Annotated in this window: 17 protein-coding genes; 9 read left to right on the top strand and 8 right to left on the bottom strand. The window is 36.8% G+C overall.

What is annotated here, in order from left to right:
- The first annotated feature begins 15 nt into the window (after positions 1-15).
- On the top strand, positions 16-846 hold the full coding sequence (locus BLT30_RS09935) for an endonuclease/exonuclease/phosphatase family protein (RefSeq protein ID WP_089873394.1): 831 nt from the start codon (positions 16-18) through the stop codon (positions 844-846).
- Positions 847-881: 35 nt separating this feature from the next.
- Here the strand turns inward: BLT30_RS09935 and BLT30_RS09930 are convergent, their stop codons facing one another.
- The 3 genes from BLT30_RS09930 to BLT30_RS09920 all read right to left on the bottom strand — a co-directional run bounded on the left by BLT30_RS09930 (position 882) and on the right by BLT30_RS09920 (position 4,705).
- Positions 882-1,346: a DUF4265 domain-containing protein gene (locus BLT30_RS09930; RefSeq protein WP_089873393.1), complete on the bottom strand. Its 465-nt coding sequence runs from the start codon at positions 1,344-1,346 to the stop codon at positions 882-884.
- Between the two features lie 35 nt (positions 1,347-1,381).
- Entirely contained in the window at positions 1,382-3,604 is a 2,223-nt protein-coding gene (locus BLT30_RS09925; RefSeq protein WP_089873392.1) for a glycoside hydrolase family 3 N-terminal domain-containing protein, read from the bottom strand.
- A 132-nt stretch (positions 3,605-3,736) separates the two neighbouring features.
- The gene (locus tag BLT30_RS09920; protein ID WP_089873391.1) at positions 3,737-4,705 is read right to left on the bottom strand and encodes a zinc metalloprotease; all 969 of its coding nucleotides are present in this window, start codon (positions 4,703-4,705) and stop codon (positions 3,737-3,739) included.
- Between the two features lie 228 nt (positions 4,706-4,933).
- Here BLT30_RS09920 and BLT30_RS09915 point away from each other — a divergent pair, with 228 nt between their 5' ends.
- Positions 4,934-6,793, top strand: a complete 1,860-nt coding sequence (locus BLT30_RS09915; RefSeq protein ID WP_089873390.1) for a M1 family metallopeptidase — start codon at positions 4,934-4,936, stop codon at positions 6,791-6,793.
- Between the two features lie 27 nt (positions 6,794-6,820).
- Positions 6,821-7,774: a hypothetical protein gene (locus BLT30_RS09910; RefSeq protein WP_089873389.1), complete on the top strand. Its 954-nt coding sequence runs from the start codon at positions 6,821-6,823 to the stop codon at positions 7,772-7,774.
- 216 nt (positions 7,775-7,990) lie between these two features.
- Here BLT30_RS09910 and BLT30_RS09905 read toward each other — a convergent pair whose 3' ends face one another.
- Positions 7,991-9,343 carry a TolC family protein gene (locus tag BLT30_RS09905; RefSeq protein WP_089873388.1) on the bottom strand — a complete coding sequence of 451 codons (1,353 nt, stop codon included), beginning with the start codon at positions 9,341-9,343 and terminating at the stop codon, positions 7,991-7,993.
- A gap of 174 nt (positions 9,344-9,517) precedes the next feature.
- Between BLT30_RS09905 and BLT30_RS09900 the strand changes: the two genes are divergently transcribed.
- The 4 genes from BLT30_RS09900 to BLT30_RS09885 all read left to right on the top strand — a co-directional run bounded on the left by BLT30_RS09900 (position 9,518) and on the right by BLT30_RS09885 (position 14,077).
- Entirely contained in the window at positions 9,518-10,207 is a 690-nt protein-coding gene (locus BLT30_RS09900; RefSeq protein ID WP_089873741.1) for an ABC transporter ATP-binding protein, read from the top strand.
- A gap of 104 nt (positions 10,208-10,311) precedes the next feature.
- On the top strand, positions 10,312-11,541 hold the full coding sequence (locus tag BLT30_RS09895; RefSeq protein WP_089873387.1) for an ABC transporter permease: 1,230 nt from the start codon (positions 10,312-10,314) through the stop codon (positions 11,539-11,541).
- 24 nt (positions 11,542-11,565) lie between these two features.
- Entirely contained in the window at positions 11,566-12,834 is a 1,269-nt protein-coding gene (locus BLT30_RS09890) for an ABC transporter permease (protein ID WP_175487171.1), read from the top strand.
- A gap of 43 nt (positions 12,835-12,877) precedes the next feature.
- Complete coding sequence (locus BLT30_RS09885) at positions 12,878-14,077, top strand: efflux RND transporter periplasmic adaptor subunit (RefSeq protein WP_089873386.1); 1,200 nt, start codon at positions 12,878-12,880, stop codon at positions 14,075-14,077.
- A gap of 186 nt (positions 14,078-14,263) precedes the next feature.
- Here the strand turns inward: BLT30_RS09885 and BLT30_RS09880 are convergent, their stop codons facing one another.
- From BLT30_RS09880 to dapF, 3 genes are read right to left on the bottom strand one after another with little or no spacing between them, the layout of a single operon-like run.
- Positions 14,264-16,819 carry a TonB-dependent receptor domain-containing protein gene (locus BLT30_RS09880; protein ID WP_089873385.1) on the bottom strand — a complete coding sequence of 852 codons (2,556 nt, stop codon included), beginning with the start codon at positions 16,817-16,819 and terminating at the stop codon, positions 14,264-14,266.
- Between the two features lie 32 nt (positions 16,820-16,851).
- On the bottom strand, positions 16,852-17,877 hold the full coding sequence (mltG, locus tag BLT30_RS09875; protein WP_089873384.1) for an endolytic transglycosylase MltG: 1,026 nt from the start codon (positions 17,875-17,877) through the stop codon (positions 16,852-16,854).
- A gap of 12 nt (positions 17,878-17,889) precedes the next feature.
- Entirely contained in the window at positions 17,890-18,663 is a 774-nt protein-coding gene (dapF, locus tag BLT30_RS09870; protein ID WP_175487170.1) for a diaminopimelate epimerase, read from the bottom strand.
- Positions 18,664-18,876: 213 nt separating this feature from the next.
- Between dapF and BLT30_RS09865 the strand changes: the two genes are divergently transcribed.
- On the top strand, positions 18,877-19,434 hold the full coding sequence (locus BLT30_RS09865; RefSeq protein ID WP_089873382.1) for an RNA polymerase sigma factor: 558 nt from the start codon (positions 18,877-18,879) through the stop codon (positions 19,432-19,434).
- 87 nt (positions 19,435-19,521) lie between these two features.
- Positions 19,522-20,376, top strand: a complete 855-nt coding sequence (gene lipA, locus BLT30_RS09860; RefSeq protein ID WP_089873381.1) for a lipoyl synthase — start codon at positions 19,522-19,524, stop codon at positions 20,374-20,376.
- Positions 20,377-20,410: 34 nt separating this feature from the next.
- Here the strand turns inward: lipA and BLT30_RS09855 are convergent, their stop codons facing one another.
- Complete coding sequence (locus tag BLT30_RS09855) at positions 20,411-20,599, bottom strand: hypothetical protein (RefSeq protein ID WP_089873380.1); 189 nt, start codon at positions 20,597-20,599, stop codon at positions 20,411-20,413.
- Positions 20,600-20,743 lie beyond the last annotated feature (144 nt).

The raw sequence follows: 20,743 nt of genomic DNA, 5'->3' as shown, positions 1-20,743 counted from the left end.
TTATAAAAATTTAAAATGAAAAAATTATTTTTCGGATTAATGTTCGCATCCAGTCTTGTGTTTTCTCAGGATTTGAAAGTGATGACTTACAATATTCGTTTGTCGTTGGATAGTGATAAAGAAAACTCGTGGGACAACAGAAAAGAGGATGCTTTGGCATTGATGTCATATTATCATCCGGATTATTTCGGCGTTCAGGAAGCTGTTCCACAACAGATGGTTGACATCAAAACGACATTGACGGATTATGATTATGTAGGCGTTGGAAGAGATGACGGGAAAAATCAAGGCGAATATTCTGCTATTTTCTATGACAAAAACAAATTGGAAGTTCTGAAATCCGGAACTTTCTGGTTGAGTGAGACGCCAGAAAAACCATCCAAAGGTTGGGACGCAGCGTACAATAGAGTTTGCACTTATGCGCTTTTCAAAATGAAAAAAGGTGGTAAGAAGTTTTGGGCTTTCAATCTGCATTTTGACCACGTTGGCGATGTTGCCAGAGTTAATTCTGCGAAGTTGATTCTTGAAAAGATCAAAGAGCTTAACCCGAAAAATCTTCCATTAACCTTGACTGGAGATTTCAATTTGACGGATGATTCTGAGCCTATTAAAATTATTTCTAAGTCTTTGGACAATGTTTATTACCATTCCAAAAAACCACATTATGGACCGAAAGGAACGTTCACGGCTTTTGATATCAACACCGTTCCGAAGGAAAGGATTGATTATATTTTTGTAAAAGGTTTTGATGTTTTATCTAACAGAACAATCAATGACAGACGGGAAAATCTGCTTTATCCTTCTGACCATTTTCCGATTTTGGCGGAGATTAAGTTTAAGAAATAAACAAATAAAAAATCCTCTTGTTGAAAGAGGATTTTTTATTTTTCAGATGAATGCTTTTGTGAAATATTTGGCTCTGCAAAACCAATTTTTTCTTCGGAGCATAACTTTGATAACTTTTTGAAAATTTCAGAATAATTGAGATGATTTGGAATTTCCATTACAAAATATTTATTTCCCATTCCTTCGCTTTCACATCCTATATTTTCAAATTCATTTCTTAATTGCATTACATCAATATCTTCATCAAGAACAATGATTTGAATTGTTGAATTTCCAGAATATTCTACAACATTTCTATAAGTGATATATTCTTCGTCTTCATCATATTCCGCAAAAACGATATCCCCGCAAGAAAAATCCGGACCATAAAAGGGAATATTATCAATTTTATAAAGTCCTTTTTGAATGTCGATGATTTCTGTCCATAAAGTTTCAACTGTGATTTCTTCAAGAACATCACTGTAATATCGAACTAAAATCTTTTCCGAATTATCACTCATTGTGAATTGCTAATAAATTGCAATTTAAAAAAAATTTATTTCTCCCAAACAATCTTCTTCGTCATCACATCACTCGAATTAGTTCCAACCATAATTTCAAATTCTCCGGCTTCCCAATCATAATTTAGTTCGTCATCATAGAATTTCAAATCTTCCGGAGTTATTTTGAAGTTAATCGTTTTGTTTTCGCCTTTCTTCAAAAATATTTTCTGGAAACCTTTCAGTTCTTTGATAGGGCGAACGACTTTCCCGAAAAGGTCGCGGATGTAAAGCTGAACGACTTCTTCGCCGTCAAAATTTCCTGTATTGGCAACGTTGACATTAATTGTTAAAGTTTGATTTCCTTTAAGATTGTCAGAACTTAGATTAAAGTTTGAATATTTGAAATCTGTATAACTCAATCCAAATCCAAAAGGGAATTTCGGGTCGTTATCTAAATCGATATAAGCGGAAACATAATTTCTATCGGTTGATTTTTCAGCAGGTCTTCCGGTGTTGTAATGGTTGTAATAGACCGGGATTTGACCTTCTGTTCTAGGGAAGGTCATTGGCAATTTTCCACCTGGATTCACATTTCCGAAAAGAATGTCGGCGATTGAATTTCCGGCTTCCGTTCCCAACCACCAGCTGTAAACGATGGTCGAAATATTATCTGCTGCCCAATCAAAAACCAAAGGTCTTCCAGCATTGATCATCAATACAATTGGTTTTCCGGTTTTAGCAATTTCCTTTAACAATTCTTCCTGAACGCCTGAGAAATGAATGTTGCTTCTACTTTTCGCCTCGCCACTCATTGCGTGCCCTTCGCCAAGAGTCATTATTACAACATCTGCTTTTTTTGCTGTTTCGATAGCTTCTGTAAACATCGATTTGTCTTGGTCATTTTCATTACAACCTTTCGCATAAAGCAAAGTTGAGTTTTTGTCTAACTGATTTTTGATTCCATCAAATTGAGTCACGATTCTCTGTGCATCATCTTTGAAAGGAACCGACCAAAATCCGTGCATTGCCACCGTTTCTTTTCCAAACGGACCAATCAAAGCAACTGTTTTAGTCGATTTTGAAAGTGGAAGAAGCTTTTTTTCATTCTTAAGAAGAACTACACTTTTTGCTCCAAATTCTCTCCCGAATTTTCTATGCTCAGGATTATTCGTCTGTTGTTTTTGTCTGTCATTATTGATAAATCTATATGGGTCATCAAATAATCCCATTTCGAATTTCTTTGTTAAGATTCTTCTTACCGCATCATCCACGAACTTGATATCCACTTTTCCTTCTTTTACCAGTTTTGGTAGTTGTTCCATGTAGATTCGGCTTTCCATATCCATATCGCTTCCTGCAAGGATGGCCTTTTCTCCGGCTTCAGCATTGTCTTTGGCGTAGCCGTGTTTTATCATTTCGCCGATACTTCCCCAATCGGAAACCACAAAACCTTGGAAATTCCATTTTCCTTTTAATAAATCTCTTAGGATATATTTGTTAGCCGTTGCAGGAATTCCATTAATATCATTAAAGGAATTCATAAACGTTGCAACGCCAGCCTCGGCAGCTGCTTTGAAAGGCGGCAAATAAGTTTCATTAAGCTGTCTCAAACTCATATCCACAGAATTGTAATCTCTTCCGCCAACTGCTGCGCCATAAGCTGCGAAGTGTTTTGCACAAGCCATTATCGCATCAATATTTCCCAGACCTTTTCCCTGGAATCCTTTGATTCTTGCCAATCCGATTTTAGTTCCGAGATAAGTATCTTCACCCGAACCTTCCATTACGCGTCCCCATCTTGGATCTCTTGCAATATCCACCATTGGTGCAAATGTCCAGTGAATTCCGTAAGCTGAGGCTTCTGTTGCGGCAATTCTTTCGGATTTTTCTATCATTTCCAAATCCCAGCTTGCTGCCTGCCCAAGGTTGATAGGGAATGTCGTTCGGAAACCGTGAATCACATCTTGTCCAAACAACAAAGGAATTTTCAATCTTGATTCTAATGCTAATTTTTGGAAAGCCCTGGTTTCTTCTGCGCCAGTTACATTGAGCATAGAGCCGACTTTTCCACTTTTTATTTCTTCTAAAACTTTTTTGGAATTAGAGTTCTGTGGGCCTGTTGCGTATTCGAAGCCGCTGTATTGGACCAGCTGACCTGCTTTTTCTTCCAGAGTCATTTTGGAAATTAATTCATTGACTTTTTGCTCTATGCTTTTCTGGGCAGAAATGCTAATCGCAAAGGTCAGAAACAGAAAGGAAAGGAAATGTTTTTTCATTAGAAAACGTTTTGTCTCTTTTTGAGAAATTAATATCGTAAAAATAATATTAATTTCAATAATAATAATATTTAAAACAAAAAAGCTGTTTTCGCAATCTGCAAAAACAGCTATAAATAATTAAATAGTTGGTTAATAAACTCTTAATCCAGATCTTGCTCCTGTAGATGTAAGTACAGATTGAGCTCTTACTTTTTGACCAGCTGAGAACATAAACATCGCAGCATCATCTACATAATCCATATAGTTCATAAACATTACAGATCTGGAAGTTCCACTGCAAGTGTTGTATAACGGATAAGTTGGTTTTCCGTAGTTAGCACCAGTTTGTGTTGGTGTGTCGGCAACTAGATCGTTCCCACAAGATGCATCTCCCCAGATGTGTCTTAGGTTGAGGTAATGCCCAACCTCATGCGTCGCAGTTCTCCCTAGATTATAAGGAGCTGTTGCGCCGGTTTTACCAAAATATGGAGCGGCGATTACAACACCGTCATTCCAAAGGCCAGATGATTCAGGGAAAGTTGCATATCCAAGAATTCCGCCCATATTTCCAACAATCCATAAGTTAAAATAACTGTTTGGAGTGGTTGCATCAATGCCTCCTGTTGAGGATTTTTTCATTGCGTCATTAGTTCCCCATTTGGTTTTCGTAGTAGCTTTTCTAACTGTTTTCACAAGGTGAAATCTTACTTTGGTATCACCAGCTTTGACTCCGGAAAATTCAGTCGGTATTTTGGATGCATCGGTATTTGTTCCACCAAAATCAGCATTGAGAATAGCAATTTGTTCTGCAATCCTAGCGTCTGAAATATTTTCAGCAGATGTCTTGTACAACACATTTACAACAACGGGGATATCCACGGTTCCATCTGCTAACACTTTCCCTTGGAATGAGTTTGCAACAGCTTCTATATTGGCATAGCGTTCTCTAGCGCCTGCGTCTCTTTTTAGGAGCTCTGCTCTGATTTCTTCGGAAGGACAAGATCTTCTTGCAGATACAGTTGTTGTAGAGTTATCTTCAGACAACGTTTCGGTTTCGGGATTTTGGCTGCAAGCTGCCAACAAAACTGCTGAGGCCAAGTAAAAAAATGTTTTCTTCATAGGATTATATTTTTAAAATTTTATCAAATGTATATATTTTTTTCATTCAAACGCATTTTGTTTTAAAAAATATTTAACGATTATTATTATGTGTTGAATATTGTTTAATTAATCGTTTGTTTGAATTGATTTTAATTCCTTTCAAGCATATGTGTATATGCTTCTCTGAATGATTAGAAATAACATTTTGATTTAATTCTTTATTTTTGACACTTAAATTTTCTAGCAATGAACAAACTATTATTGGGATTGATTCTGATTGGAACTATAGTTTCTGCACAGGAACTATATATGCCGAGGAACATCAAAAAAGCTTATGCGAACGGAACGCGTGATATGTCTGGAAAACCCGGAAAAAATTATTGGCAGAACAAAGGCGTTTATGATGTGAATGTAAAAGTGGATGCAAAGACAAAAATGGTTTCCGGTTCCGAAACGATCCAATATTCCAATAATAGTCCGGATGAGCTGAAGGTGTTGGCGATCCGGTTTGTGAATAATGTGAATAAACCACAAGCGCCGAGAGCAGGGTTTTCTTCCAAGGATGCTTTGACAGAAGGTCTTAAGATCAAATCGTTTTCCATCAATGGTGAAAAATACAATATCAACAGTGACAATTGGGGAACTGTAGAAGTAGTCAAATTGACGAAAGTGATCGCTTCAAAATCCAAGACTGAAATCAAAATCGAATGGGAATATCCATTGGCAAAGCAAAGTGGAAGAGAAGGACAAATAGACCCAGAGACTTTTTATGTGGCTTATTCTTTCCCGAGAATTTCGGTTTATGATGATTACAATGGATGGGATATGTTACAGCACAACGGCAGACAGGAGTTTTATAATGATTTCAATGATTATTCTTTTGCGATTTCCGCACCTAAGAATTTTGTGGTCTGGTCAACGGGTGATTTCCTGAATCCAGATGAGGTGCTTCAACCAGAATATCAGAAACGTTTCAAAGAATCTTTGAAATCTGATAAGATCATCCACGTTGCAAATGAATCTGAAATGAAATCGGGTAAAGTGACGAAGCAAAATGAGTGGAACATCTGGAAATTCAAAGCGAATGATATTGTGGATTTTTGTTTTGCATTGAGCAATCATTACGTTTGGGATGCATCCAGTGTTCAATTAGAAACAAAAAGAGCAAGTGTTCAATCTGCTTACAATGCTGGTGCAAAAGATTTTGAAAAATATACAGAATGGATGCGTTACAACCTGAAATGGTTCTCAGAAAACTGGCCTGGTGTAGAATATCCTTTTTCTACAATGACCGCCGTTCAAGGTTATGCTGATATGGAATATCCGATGATGATCAACGATACGAGTATTCCAGACGATCTGCAGGATGCGAGACTGACGGCTGATCATGAGATTGCGCATACTTATTTTCCTTTCTATATGGGAATCAATGAAACCAGATATGCTTATATGGACGAAGGTTGGGCAACGATGTTGGAATACCTGATTGGCATTGATGAAAATGGAAAAGAAGCTGCGGATCAATTTATGAAAAACTTTCGTGTGAAACGTTGGATCAATGATGCTTCTACTGAACAGGACCAACCGATTATTACAATGAGCTCTCAGCTTTCGGGCGCAGGTTATGGGAATAATGCTTATGTGAAATCTGCATTGTCTTATCTGGCTTTGAAGGATTATTTGGGCGATGAATTGTTCAAAAAAGCGCTTCATACTTATATGGATAACTGGCATGGAAAACATCCGATTCCGTGGGATTATTTCAATTCTATGAACTCGGGTTCGGGTAAAAATCTGAATTGGTTGTTCAATAATTGGTTTTATACTAATAATTATATCGATTTGAAACTATCTGATTTTAGGCAGCTAAATAATCAGCTAAATCTAAGTATCGATAATGTTGGAGGATTTGCAATTCCTTTTGATGTGGTTTTGACTTACGATGACGGAACGACTGAGAAAGTTCATTTTACACCAATCGTTTGGGAGAAAGACCAGAAATCAACAAATCTGAATATTCCTGTTAAAAAGAAAATCAAATCTGTGAATCTGGATGGTGGAATTTTTATGGATTACACTTCCGATGATAATTTGAAAAGTCTTTAATCCTTTGTTTTACAAGAGTAATTTTGTATGAAAAATATTTGTCTTTTATTGGTATTCGCATTTTTTTCGTCCTGTGTCTCACAAAAGAATAAAACCATTCAGCAAAATATTCTGACGTTGAAGGACAGTTATTGCAAAGCGCCGCTTCAGTACAATTATTCTCAGAAAGTCCCTTCCTATAATTCTGATTCTATTATTGTAGCAAATCAGAAACTTAAACAATATTTCTCGGACCAAAGCATTTTGATTCTTAATGCTTTGGAAAGTATTGATGAAGCAGAGAAAATCATCGACTTGAAAAAAGACTCGACGCTGAAATCCCAATTGAGAGTGGTTCAGCTCAAGACCAAAATCAATAGCAAAATCAGTATTGCGCTGACAGAGCTGGATGCGGTTGCTGCGGAATTTGACTGTGAAGGCGAAAGAGTGGCGCAAATGGCAAATTATGTGGACAATATGAACAGCAACCGAAACAACAGGCTGATTCTTTTCTCGATTATTACCGGTGCTGTGACGTCAGTTGCCGGCGGCGTTATAAAAGATAATGGTGTGGAAAATGCTGTGAATATTGGCGGAGGTTTACTCGGAGCGGGATTGGGTTTGGCAACTTTTAACCCGAAAGGTAAGAAGGTGGAGTTCATCCACGAGCGGAATCTTTTGCGTGATATTTGGGAACAAAAATTATTGTCCAAGAATTTTCCGCCTTTCATCTGGTATATGTACACAGAGAAAAAGTTTACAGGAAATCGTGAGCATTCTATTATAGAGAATATGAAGCAAAGATGGATCCAGTATCAGTTTGACAGCGATGAGAAATCTGCGAATCAATCTGTGAATTTTGGAAATGGCGGACTTTACCGTTCAGCTGATCTGCATAACCGTGCCTCGATGCTGAATCAAATGCAGTCTGCAACGAGAACCATCAATCAAAATATCAATTATCTTTTGCTGGACCTGGATAAGGTAATATCGAATCCTTAAATCAAATCTGTGAATCCGATGTGGGATTTTATGGACTGTACGACGGAGGATAATTTGAAGAATTTGTAAAATAAAAACGCCACAGAAACCTGTGGCGTTTTTATTTGAAATTTTCAATATTGAGTTTTTCTAATTATTTATATACATTTTTATATTAATAAATGTAAAACTATTATGTACTAAAATTAAAATACCAAGATACTATTATAACTATTGCTATAGGTTAATTCCTCTTCCGGCATAAAAATCAAGAACTTTGATACTGAACAGGTAATTGTATTTGGCTTGTGCAACAGAACCTTGCGCATTCGCATAATTGTTTCTGGCAATCGTCACATCATAGATCGTGGAACGTCCCGCATCATAACTTTTAGTAGCAAAATCCAAAGCTAATTTTGTACTTCTTTCTGCTTCAACCGCAGCAACATAAACTTCATAATTGGAATCTGCATTGAACTGTGCCTGCTGTATATCCTGTTTCAACTGGAATTTCTGTTGCTCCAGATTATTTTTGGCAATGACTTCATTGATTTTTGTCTGCTCAACCTGCAGTTTTGTAATTCCTTTATTGAAAATTGGGATGTTTGCAGAAACGCCAACTTGCTGACCAAAATTATCTTTGTATTGTTCAAAAAAACTATGCTCTTTTACATATGGACCTGCGGGATTTCCAAAATTGAGATTATTGGTATACAATTGATTATTATAAAGTGACCCAATTCCCGCACTTGCAGTAATCGTTGGCCAAAAATTTGTTTTCACAACTTCGGTTTGTGCTTCGGCTGCTTTTATTCTGATTTCCGCAGCTTTCACGATTGGTTGAGATGTGTAAGCGATATTCAGAACTTCTTCCACAGATTCCGTTTGAGGCGTCAATTCATCGGGAACTGGGATATCAACAACATCAAAGGTTTTATAATCTTGTAATTGAAGAAGCTGAGCCATTGCAAAAAGCGCTTTGTCAACATTGATCTGAGCTGTTTTTACATTCTGTTTTTCTCTCGCCAAAGATGCCGTTGCTTCTGCTAAAACGGTCTGAGCTGTGGTGCCAACATCTGTTGTTATTTTAGCTCGGTCGTATAATCTTTGTGCATTTTCCATCGCACTCTCAGAGATTTTTTTGATTTCTCTGTTCAACATCACGTTTAGGTATTGCTGTGCTATTTGAAGCGAAATATTATTTTTAATTGTTTCAATATCTTGTAAACTAGCGTCTAAATCAAAACTGTTTTTTCTGATATTTTTTTCAAGCCTTCCATTATTATAAACCAAAACGCTTGCGCCAACATTAGCATTATTATTGAAATTATCGTTTCTAACACTGGTATTTACAAACTGCGAGTTTCCAAAACTTGCGGTATTTGAAATCGTTCCGGAAACCGAAGGCAGATATTCCTTTTTAGCCATTTCCAGATTTTTTGTCTGCACATCTTTGTTGTAAGCCTGCGCCTGGATTTGCAGATTGTTTTTAATAGCATAATCCACACATTCCTGAATCGTCCATTTCTTCTGAGAAAATCCCAAAACTCCAATAGACAAAAGCGAAATACAAAAAACTTTTTTAAGCATAAAAGAAAAATTATATACAATAAGACTTCGGAATTGTAAAAATGTTACGCCTGCAATTAAATTTTTTTTTAAAATTTTGATTCAATAAAAAATTATAAAAATAATTTTTCCGAAACTGTAACAATTCCTTATTCGGATTTACTTATATGTAAAATCCAGACAATGTCTCATCCGATTCTGAAAATAGAAGATGTCAACAAATCTTACGATACAGGTAAGAGCAAACTTCACGTGCTGAAAGGTATTAATCTTAGTATCAACCAGGGCGAGTTTGTTTCTATTATGGGAAGTTCCGGTTCCGGAAAATCGACTTTGCTTAATATCATTGGGATCTTGGACGAAGCCGATAATGGGATTTACGAGCTTGATGGATTTCCTATCAAACATCTTACAGAAGTAAAAGCGGCAGAATATAGAAGCCGCTTCATCGGATTTATTTTTCAGTCATTTAATTTGATCAATTATAAAACGGCGCTTGAAAATGTTGCGCTCCCATTATATTATCAAAATGTTTCCAGAAAAGAGAGAACGAAAAAAGCGCTGGAATATCTGGAAAAAGTAGGATTGAAAGAATGGGCGGAACACCTTCCAAGTGAACTTTCCGGAGGACAAAAACAAAGAGTTGCCATTGCAAGAGCATTAATATCGGACCCGAAATTGATACTTGCCGATGAACCAACCGGGGCTTTGGATTCCAAAACGACACACGATATTATGAAACTGCTTCAAGATATTAATAATGAAGGAAAAACAATCGTTGTGGTTACGCACGAACCAGATGTTGCAGCACAGACCAAAAGAAATGTTGTTTTAAAAGACGGCAGAATAGAAAGTGATGAATTCATTAAGCAAATAGTATTATAATAAAGGCTTCGAGATCCTCAGCCTGACAAAAAAATTAAGAAATAAAATAACGCGAAAAGCTGGAAACTCTCAACTTCCTGCTTCTAGCTTCCAACCTGAAAATTATGTTTGATCTAGACCGCTGGCAAGAGATATTTAGTTCTATTCGCAGTAATGTATTGCGGACGGTTCTTTCCGGGTTTACTGTGGCGTTGGGGCTATTCATTTTCATCGTTTTGTTTGGAATTGGAAATGGGCTTAATAACTCATTTGCAAAGGCATTTACAAGAGATGCGACCAATCTGATCATGGTTTGGGGTGGTAAAACCACGATTCCATACGCAGGCCTTCAGTCTGATAGACAAATTACTTTCAATAATGATGATTTCGATGCAATTGTCAAAGAAAGTAAAGGAAAATTAGAATATGCTTCACCAAGATACCAGACCAATCTTACCGTAAAATATGGTAAAGAAAGTGGCGGTTACCAAATCAATGGTGTCTTAGGAGATGAAAAATTTCTGGAGAACAGAACAATGATTGACGGACGATACATCAATGAACGAGATAATGAACTGAAACAAAATGTCGCCTCTATCGGAAGAATGGTTTGGCGGGATCTGATAAGAGATGGGAATCCGATTGGAAAAGATCTGGAAATCAATGGAACAATGTTCAAAGTTGTTGGTGTCTTTTCCGACCCAGGTGGTGATTGGGATGAACGTCATATTTCTATTCCATTGGCAACACTTCAGCAGATGAAGAAAAGCTCCGATACGATTAGTACTGTAATGCTTTCCTATAATCCTAATATGACACCGGATGAAGGTGTGAAATATGGTGACCAATTGGAGAAAAATATCAGAGCAAGACACAAAATTTCTCCGGAAGACCAACAGGGAATCCGAGTTAATAACAATGCGAAGAATACGCAGGATTCTTTCGCTTTCTTGTTCGTAATTACTGCAGTTGTAGGGTTCATTGGACTTGGGACTTTGTTGGCGGGAATCATTGGTATCAGTAATATAATGGTTTACATCATCAAAGAAAGAACGAAGGAAATCGGAGTAAGAAAAGCAATTGGTGCGAAACCATCCGGAATTGTCGCTTTGATTTTACAGGAAAGTATTGTGATTACTGTAATTTCCGGATTTGTGGGTGTTGGACTAGGTGTTCTTGCTTTGAAATTAATTGGAAATAATCTAGAGGATTACTTTATCACCGAACCTTCCGTAGGATGGGGATTGATTGCGGCGGCATTTTTCTGTTTGGTTATTTCAGGTGCGATTGCAGGATTTGTTCCAGCTTACAAAGCCTCGAAAATCAAACCAATTGAGGCACTTAGAACAGACTAAAAAATAAAGGAACTATCAACTAAAATGAATATACTTTTCAAAAGAGATACCTGGCAGGAAATCTATTATTCCCTTCGGAATAATAAGCTCAGAACGTTCCTTACGATGATAGGCGTAGGTTGGGGGATGTTTTTGTATGTTAGTTTGTTAGGTGCTGCAAACGGGATGGAGAATGGTTTTAACAAGTTGTTTTCAGGATTTGCGACCAACTCGATTTTCCTTTGGCCACAGAATACCAATATTCCTTACGAAGGTTTTGCGAAAGGCAGAAAAATGGACCTTCATCTAAAAGATATTGAATATATTACTAAAAAAGTTCCGGAGATAGATTATATCTCGCCGCAAAGTGTAAGAGGTAATTTTGGAACGGCTGGTGAACAAATTTCTCGAAACGGCAAGAAAAATACCTATATGATCACTGGCGATTTTCCTGTTGGTAATCAGATCTCCAAGAAGAAATTATTGTTTGGACGATATATCAATGATGCAGATATTCAGTCTAAAAAGAATGTCATTGTGATAGGAGAGGAGATCTACAAAAATCTTTTCGATGCAAAGAAAAATGAAAATCCAATCGGAAAGTCAGTCAATCTGAAAGGTATATTTTTCAATGTCATAGGCGTTTTCCGAGTTCCAAGAGGAGGAGGGATGGAGAATGACCAGTCAGCTTATATTCCGTTTTCAACCTATTCCGGGATGTATAACGAAGGCGACAAAGTTGGATTTTTTGCCATCGTTGGAAAACCCAATGCAGAAGCAGCACTTGTAGAAACCAAAGTGAAAGATGAACTGAAAAGAATCAATCATGTTTCGCCTGAGGATACCAATGCATTTGGAAGTTTCAATCTCGCTAAAGAATTCAAAAAAGTAACAGGATTTTTGACCGGAATGCAGTTGCTGACCATAGTTGTAGGAACATTGACGATTTTGGCAGGAGTTATAGCGATTTCGAATATCCTGTTGATCACAGTTAAAGAAAGAACCAAAGAGATTGGAATAAGAAGAGCTTTGGGTGCAAAACCTGCAGAAGTAAGAAATCAGATTTTGCTGGAAAGCGTTGTAATTACCTTGTCATCGGGATTGTTGGGGTTTTTATCGGGGATTTTCCTACTCATCATTCTCAATGTTTTGACAATGAACAACGATGCTTTTCCTTTTTACAACCCGACCGTAGATTACGGCAACGTATTTTCCGCAATGGGAATTATGATTTTCCTCGGGTTGGTTATCGGATTGATCCCAGCACAAAGAGCGGTGAAAATCAAACCAATCGAAGCATTAAGAACAGAATAAAACTAACAATTAATCATTTATAATTAAACTATATTTCTACATAATGGAAAAGGAAAAAAAGAAATTTACATTCAAGAAAGCGATTTCCATATTTTTGGGATTACTTTTCGTGGTAGCTTTGGTTGGTGGAATCGGTTATCTTATCAAGTCCAATTCGGCTGAGAACGAAGTTTTCCTGACCAGAAAACCCAGTATCAAAAATCTGGATGACAAAGTAATGGCCACAGGGAAAATAGAACCTCGCGAAGAAATCGAAATCAAACCGAATATTGCCGGAATCATCCAAACGATTAATGTGGACGAAGGTGATAAAGTGCAAGCCGGACAATTGATAGCAACAATAAGAATTGTTCCTAATATCACGGAAGTGAACAACGCTACGATGCAGGTCAGTAATTCGCAAATTCAATTGACGAATGCAAAAGTCAATGTTGACAATCAGCAGAAACAATACGAGATGCAGGCGAAATTGTACAAGCAAGGTGTGATTTCTAAGCAGGAATACATCACAGCTCAGCAACAATTGGAAACGACGGTTCAACAACAGAAATTAGCCGTACAACAGCTGAATGCGGCTCAAAAGCAATTACAGATCGTAAGAACCGGCGCTACACCAGAATTGCAAAGTATGGCAACCACTCAAGTCCGTGCAAAAGCAGCGGGAACGGTGCTTACAATCCCTGTAAAAGTAGGAAGTCAGGTTATCGAAGCTAACTCTTTCAACGCTGGAACGACAATCTGTTCTATCGCAGACCTTAATTCATTGATTTTTAAAGGTAATATCGATGAAGCGCAAGCTGGAAAATTAAAACAAGGAATGGATATGAGTGTGGTAATTGGTGCTTTGCAAAACAAATCTTTCCCTGGAAAACTAACTTTGATCGCGCCAAAAGGAACCGAAGAAAGTGGAACGATTAAATTTGCTGTAGAAGGCGATGTGTTCAACAAAACCGGAGAATATATCAGAGCAGGTTTTAGTGCGAATGGTGAGATATTGTTGAGTTCTCAGAAAAATGCATTACTTTTGGATGAGTCGCTGATTCAGTATGAAAAGGGAAATAATAAAGCCTTTGTAGAAGTAAAACAACCGAATGGCGGCTTCAAAAAAGTATATGTCAAGCTGGGTTCAAGTGACGGAATCAATGTTCAGATCCTTTCCGGAATCGATAAGAATGCTGAAGTAAAAGTCTGGAATCCTTCTGATAAAGACAAAGAAGAGTTGAAGGAACAAAAGAAAAAATAGACCTTTAAATTATAATTGTTAAAAGAATCCGTCTCGTTTTTATAGCGAGACGGATTTTTTTGATGATAATCTTTGGGTGTATCTATTCTCTTTTTTTTCTATGAAAATAAAGCCAAACTCAAAAAGAAAAAGCCCTGCAAAGTAATTTACAGGAGCTTCGAGTTGGTTAATAAATCTGTAAGGATGCTACATCGGCGGCATATCATCTCCGCCACTACTATTGGCATTGATATCTTTCTTCTTTTTCGGTTGTTCTATCTTTTCTCCTTGTTTGAAACGATAAGTAAATGATATTGAAAACTGTCTTGGATTCCATTGCATATACTGATATTGAGAATAACTTGGAGCATATGTTGTATTTTCTCTGGCTCTGGTATTGAATATATCCTGAATGTTAAAAGCAAGAGTACCATTACCATCCAGAATAGTTCTTGTTGCTCCGAAATTGATAGAATACATAGAATGTCTGTCAACACTGGCCGTTTTTTCAGAACCTCTGTAAAAACCTTGTATTTGTAAAGATGTTTTTTTATCCGGTCGGAAGGTCGTTGTCAATCTTAACCTGGATGAGAAGCCGTTTCCTTCATAACTGAAATCTTTGTAGGAACCAGAATTATCATATCCAAACAAATCAACATTCCCCATTATTCTTAACCATTTGAAAGGGTCGTAAGTTGCATTAAGATCTAGACCGTAATTAGTTTCTGAACCGGCATTAACCGGCATTCTGTATAGAACAGTATTGCCATTGGTATCCAAGGCATCGTATTGGTAGAAATTAACTTCATCTTGGGATTTTTTGAGATATAAAGTAGGATTAAATACGATTTTGCTTTTAGACAAACTGTAGCCTAATTCAAATGAATTTTCGTAGGTTGGGTTCAAGTCAGGATTTCCTAAAAATAAGCTTCTGTCATTACCAAAAGACATAAAAGGAATCAAAAACCAGGAACGTGGCCTGTTGATTCTTCTGGAATAGTTCAATAAAATCTGATTGCTTTTATCCAGGTTATAACTGAAGAACGCACTAGGAAAGAAGCCTGTGTAATTTTTAGGAACTTCTACCAACTCTGCATTTTCCATACTTTTGAAACTTACGTCGATATTGGTGTTCTCCATTCTTAGACCTAACTGGTAACCGAAGTTTCCAATCTTGCTTCTGAACTGGGAATAAACAGCCGATATTTTTTCATCATAACGGGTGTCGCTGGTAAATCGTTCCAAAATTTCAAATGGGCTATCATTTGTACTTTGATTAACAAAATAACTATAATCATTATTATTCAAATCAAATCTTGCTCCGGCTTCCAATTTAGAATTTTCCCCGATTGGCAATTCATAGTCTGCTTTGGCTAGAAATGTCGTATTTTTCGAATTGTTGAGAATATTGTTGACCACAGATTCGCTTGTTCCATCACTTACAATACTTGTTTGATCGATAGGTCCGGAACTGTCACTTTTGTTGGTTTGATAACTCGTGGCCAGGCTTAGAAGCTGTCCTTTGTCGCCAATTTTTTGGTCAAATCCCAAATCGGCTTGGAAAGAATTATTGTTTCTTATAGATTCATTAACTCTGAGTGAGTTTTTGTCCAATATCGTATATGGAACATCAGGATAATCATCAGCGTCTATATCTTTCCGGACTATCCTGTCGTAAGTGTCAATAGTTTCAGTTCCTTCGTTTTCAAAGGTGCGGAACATAACAGATGCGTTCAAAGAAGATTTTTCTGACAGATCAACCACAAATCCGGAATTGACGTTATAATTTTTATTTTCGCTTTTATTCTTCCCTCTTTGGTCGGTAAAGATACTGGCATTGTTGCTCAGTCTGACTGGGTCTAACAGATAGTTGTAAGTGGAATTGTTAGTTGATTTGTTCCTGTTATAGCTTCCTCCACCGTTTAAATAGTAGGTCCATGACCCTTTTTTCCAGCTAAGGCTCGTGTTTAGTCGGGTGTTGGGAAGGTAACCAAGCGTCCCCTCAACGCTTCCGTTGAAACCCATTTTAGACGATTTTTTAAGGATGATGTTTAGAATACCCGCAGTTCCGCTTGCCTCATATTTGGATGAAGGATTGGTAATTACCTCGATTTTTTCAATTTGATCTGCCGGAATTGATTTCAAAGCATCAGCACCATCATCGATACCTAATAGTGAAGAGGGTTTACCATTGATCAAAAATCGAATGTTAGAATTGCCTCTCATAGAAACAGTTCCGTCTGTATCCACAGACACCGAAGGAACATTTGAAAGGACATCCTGAAGATTGCCCCCTTTGCTCACTATATCCTGCGAAGGGTCATAAGTTTTTTTGTCAAGTTCTACTTTGTAAGGTTTTGTAGAAGTAGCAGTAATCACAACACCCTGGATGTCGGTGGTATTATTAAGATTAGCTTTTCCGTCAGAAACGATAACGAATGGAGAGATCGCTCCTGCCTTTTCAACCCGGATTGTTTGAGTGAATTTTTTATAATCAACCGCTTCTATACTTACGTCATAATTTCCGGGTGCAAGGTCTATTTTATAATTTCCATCCACATCTGCTAAAGCAGCATCACTCAATTGTGAGTTTTGTTGATTTTTAAAAGTGATAGATGCGTATCCAACTCCGCCATTTGCATCCTTTACGTTTCCAGAAATATTTACCTTTTGCTGGGCCATTATAAAACTCGCTGCTCCTATTGTCAACGCAAGACCAAAGATTTTTTTCTGAAATACACTTACAATTTCCGTTCGTTCCATTCTTAGTTTATTTTTGAGCCGTTGCTCATTTATTATTTTATTTCTTTGCTGTTCAACCAGTCCTGATAGGCTTTTGCATTTTTAGCGTGTTCAGCATCATTATCTGTGAATTTATGATAACCGAATCTCGCTGGGTCGGCGCACATAAAAATGTAATTGTTGGTTTCCGCTTCCAAAACTGCATCTAATGAGTTCTTATCTACAATACAAATTGGACCCGGAGGAATTCCCTTGTTCGCATAAGTGTTGTATGGCGAAGGTTCTTTAAGATGTTTGTAATAAACTCTCTTGATCTGCTGAGTGAAATTACTCGCTTTGTTCACTGCATAAATGACTGTCGGGTCACTTTGCAGTTTCATCCCTTTTTTATACCGATTGATATAAAGCCCTGCAATTGTTCTTTGTTCATCTGGTTTTCCACCGGATTCTTTGTAAACGATTGATGCTAAAGCATAGATCTGATCTCTAGTTAATCCAGACTTCTTTTCTTTTTCGATTCTTTCTGCTGTCCAAAAATCCTTATAGTCATTTTCGAATTTTTCAAAGAATTCTTTCGGCGTTACAGTCCAGAAAAAATCATAAGTGTTGTTGAAGAAATATTTTTTGAGATCTTCGGCACTTTTATAACCTTTATTGATAGCAATTTCATCTAACTTTTTTATGAATTTTGCAGAGTCGGTTTCTGTTTTTTTAGAAACTCTCCCAACCATTTGATAGACATCATCAAAGTCTTTGATTCTAAAAGAATTCGGCGTCTGATTTCCTGCGATTATCATATTGGTGATTTCTCTGTTGTTCATTCCCGATTTTATTTCATATCGTCCGGCTTTGAAGTTTTCTTTCAGATTTTTATCGTCGGCAATGCTTGTAAAATTGTCTTTGTTTTTAATGAAAGGCGAAATAGAGTCAAGGATCTGCTTATAACTCGAATGATGCGGAATCAGAACAAAGCCTTCTTTTTCCACATTATTTCCAAGATATTTATTATAGAATCTCAATCCAAAAAAAACGAGGATTGCGACAATAGCAACAAAAATGATAAGAATTGTTTTTTTCATAATTTTAAAATATCAGGCTTTGTCTAGATTGATGTCTCCTTTAAAAACCTGAACAGCAGGGCCTTCTAACCAAATGTTTTTGAATCCTTCTCCATTTTTTTCGGCATAAACTTTCAGCTGTCCTCCCATTACTTTGACTCCAACAAACGTTTGATTATTATTTTTCATAAAAGTTAAAGCTGCAGCCGTAACTCCGGTTCCGCAACTGTAAGTTTCGTCTTCAACGCCACGTTCATAAGTTCTTACAAAAAGCTCCTTATCAGACAGTTTTTCCACGAAGTTTACATTGATACCTTCCTGTTTATAAGTTTCAGAATTTCGGATTTCGTTACCGTTTTTGTAAACATTATAATTATTTAACATTTCAACGTACTTAACATAATGTGGAGAGCCTGTATTCAAAACAAAATCATCTCCGTCTGTATCAATGGATTTTACATCGCCCATTTTTAGCTTAATGATACCATTTTTGATTTCCGCCTCGTGGATTCCGTCTATAGCGTTAAAAGTGGTTTTATCTTCAATAATATCTAAGAAATGAGCAAAAGCGACTGAACAACGCGCGCCGTTTCCACAGAAACTTTTGGAACCGTCGGAATTGTAATAATCCACTTCAAAATCAACGCCTTCTGCAGAATTGATTTTAATTAATCCGTCTGCCCCAATCCCGAATCTGCGGTCACAAAGCTTTTGTATTTTCTCGATTGATAGGTCATCCCATTCGCCTAAACGGTTGTCTATCATTACAAAGTCATTTCCTGTGCCTTGATATTTATAAAATTTCATTATTTATTTGTCTGATATTTAATTGTTTATTGTGATTTTTCTATTCCAGAATCAAGCCAGTAAAAATACTCCTTTTAAAATAATTTAGCCTTGATATTTGTTATTTAAATTCACTCTAAATCTCAAATGATTTCCATTCAGAATAATAGAAATTCTCAATCTCTCCATACTAATATTTTTTAATAATATATAGCTATCTTTGTTCACTGAAAAATGAAAGAAGACCAGTTACTCGCTCTCATCATAAAAGCCAGGGATAAGAATCAAAAGGCTCAGACACAACTTATTAATCTATTTTGGGTTGATGTTTTTTCTTTTGTGATGAATAGAGTGAAGGATGAAAATGATGCAGATGAAATCACGGTTTCTGTCTTTTCAAAAGTTCTTAACAAGCTAGATCTATTTGACCCAAATTTTCAATTCAAGACCTGGATCCTGACTATTGCTCAAAATACGATCATTGATTTCTGGCGAAGAAAAAGCCGGGAAAACGAAGATACAAGCGATGGATTGGAAAACGTGAAGAATGAATTTGCAAGGTCACCGGAAGAATTGTTGATTTCTGAAGAAGACCAGCAAAAGATCATCAAAATCATAGAAACAATGGATGCTAAGAATCAGGATATCATCAGATTGAGATTTTTTGAGGAAAAAAGCATCAAAGAAATAGCGGAAGAACTCAATCTTTCCGTAGCCAACACAAAAGTGAGAATAATGCGTGCCAAAAAAATCCTGGCCGAATTATTAAAAGAAGATGAAACGGATTTTTAAAAAGTTAGAAGCTAGATGTCCGAAGTCAGAGGTTTTCAATATTGATCGAACCCTCGAACTTTAAATTTTGAACTTTGAATTTAAGAAATGGAAGAAACAGTCACTCAAAAACCCAAATGGATCCGCGTAAAATTGCCAACTGGTAAGAATTACCGAGAGCTAAGAAATTTGGTTGATAAATATAAACTGAACACAATTTGCCAAAGTGGAAGCTGTCCCAATATGGGCGAATGTTGGGGAGAAGGAACGGCGACATTTATGATTCTGGGAAATATCTGTACCAGAAGTTGTGGTTTCTGTGGTGTGAAAACCGGAAAGCCAATGGACGTGAATTGGGATGAGCCGGAAAAAGTAGCACGTTCTATCAAATTAATGAAAATCAAACACGCTGTTCTGACTTCGGTTGACAGAGATGATCTGAAAGATATGGGCTCCATTCTTTGGGCTGAAACAGTGAATGCTGTTCGTAGAATCTCTCCGGGAACAACTATGGAGACTCTGATTCCGGATTTCCAAGGTGTGACAAAACATCTTGACAGATTGGTGGAAGTAGCTCCGGAAGTGATTTCCCATAATATGGAAACGGTAAAACGTCTGACAAGGGAAGTGAGGATCCAAGCAAAATACGAACGTAGTCTGGATGTTCTGAGATATCTGAAAGAAGCAGGGCAGAATCGTACAAAAACCGGTGTAATGCTTGGTTTGGGAGAAACTAAAGATGAGGTTTTCCAAACGATCGAAGATATCAGAAATGCCAATGTAGACGTGATTACATTAGGGCAATATCTTCAGCCGACTAAAAAACATCTTCCAGTTCAGAGATTTATTTCTCCTGAAGAGTTTGACGAATATGGAGATTTTGCGAGAAATTTAGGTTTTCGTCACGTAGAAAGCTCGCCTTTGGTAAGAAGTTCTTATCACGCTGAAAAACATATTCACTAAGAATATTTATATCGATATTAATGAAAAAAGACTCCTATATGGAGTCTTTTACTTTTGGTTCTACCGGTTGTATATTTTCGGTTTTGTTCATCTGTTCCACTTGTTTAGGAATGAACATCATGTAAGCGAAGTATCCTAAAAGGAATAAGACGATTATGATGATAATTGCCATCATTGGACCTTTGTTGGTCTCGCTGTCTGGTTTTGGAATATCTGATCTCATAATTTATTTTTGTTGATTATATATCAAAACTGATGCCTTATTGTTTTTCGGGCTTTTCGACATGTTGGATGATCTAAATTTTATTTTTAATAATAAAAAATTAGGGGTTTGTGTTTTTGTTTTTATAATTAATTCAAATTAACC

This window comes from Epilithonimonas hungarica (assembly GCF_900102265.1).
Lineage (GTDB): Bacteria > Bacteroidota > Bacteroidia > Flavobacteriales > Weeksellaceae > Epilithonimonas > Epilithonimonas hungarica.
Note: the sequence above shows the minus strand (reverse complement) of the source record. Positions and strands in the feature narration are given on the sequence as shown.

What these genes read in the sequence shown, in the direction of transcription:
- BLT30_RS09935 (WP_089873394.1), top strand. Translation starts at nt 16, where the DNA reads ATGAAAAAATTATTTTTCGGATTAATGTTCGCATCCAGTCTTGTGTTT.
- BLT30_RS09930 (WP_089873393.1), bottom strand. Translation starts at nt 1,346, where the DNA reads ATGAGTGATAATTCGGAAAAGATTTTAGTTCGATATTACAGTGATGTT.
- BLT30_RS09925 (WP_089873392.1), bottom strand. Translation starts at nt 3,604, where the DNA reads ATGAAAAAACATTTCCTTTCCTTTCTGTTTCTGACCTTTGCGATTAGC.
- BLT30_RS09920 (WP_089873391.1), bottom strand. Translation starts at nt 4,705, where the DNA reads ATGAAGAAAACATTTTTTTACTTGGCCTCAGCAGTTTTGTTGGCAGCT.
- BLT30_RS09915 (WP_089873390.1), top strand. Translation starts at nt 4,934, where the DNA reads ATGAACAAACTATTATTGGGATTGATTCTGATTGGAACTATAGTTTCT.
- BLT30_RS09910 (WP_089873389.1), top strand. Translation starts at nt 6,821, where the DNA reads ATGAAAAATATTTGTCTTTTATTGGTATTCGCATTTTTTTCGTCCTGT.
- BLT30_RS09905 (WP_089873388.1), bottom strand. Translation starts at nt 9,343, where the DNA reads ATGCTTAAAAAAGTTTTTTGTATTTCGCTTTTGTCTATTGGAGTTTTG.
- BLT30_RS09895 (WP_089873387.1), top strand. Translation starts at nt 10,312, where the DNA reads ATGTTTGATCTAGACCGCTGGCAAGAGATATTTAGTTCTATTCGCAGT.
- BLT30_RS09890 (WP_175487171.1), top strand. Translation starts at nt 11,566, where the DNA reads ATGAATATACTTTTCAAAAGAGATACCTGGCAGGAAATCTATTATTCC.
- BLT30_RS09885 (WP_089873386.1), top strand. Translation starts at nt 12,878, where the DNA reads ATGGAAAAGGAAAAAAAGAAATTTACATTCAAGAAAGCGATTTCCATA.
- BLT30_RS09880 (WP_089873385.1), bottom strand. Translation starts at nt 16,819, where the DNA reads ATGGAACGAACGGAAATTGTAAGTGTATTTCAGAAAAAAATCTTTGGT.
- mltG (WP_089873384.1), bottom strand. Translation starts at nt 17,877, where the DNA reads ATGAAAAAAACAATTCTTATCATTTTTGTTGCTATTGTCGCAATCCTC.
- dapF (WP_175487170.1), bottom strand. Translation starts at nt 18,663, where the DNA reads ATGAAATTTTATAAATATCAAGGCACAGGAAATGACTTTGTAATGATA.
- BLT30_RS09865 (WP_089873382.1), top strand. Translation starts at nt 18,877, where the DNA reads ATGAAAGAAGACCAGTTACTCGCTCTCATCATAAAAGCCAGGGATAAG.
- lipA (WP_089873381.1), top strand. Translation starts at nt 19,522, where the DNA reads ATGGAAGAAACAGTCACTCAAAAACCCAAATGGATCCGCGTAAAATTG.
- BLT30_RS09855 (WP_089873380.1), bottom strand. Translation starts at nt 20,599, where the DNA reads ATGAGATCAGATATTCCAAAACCAGACAGCGAGACCAACAAAGGTCCA.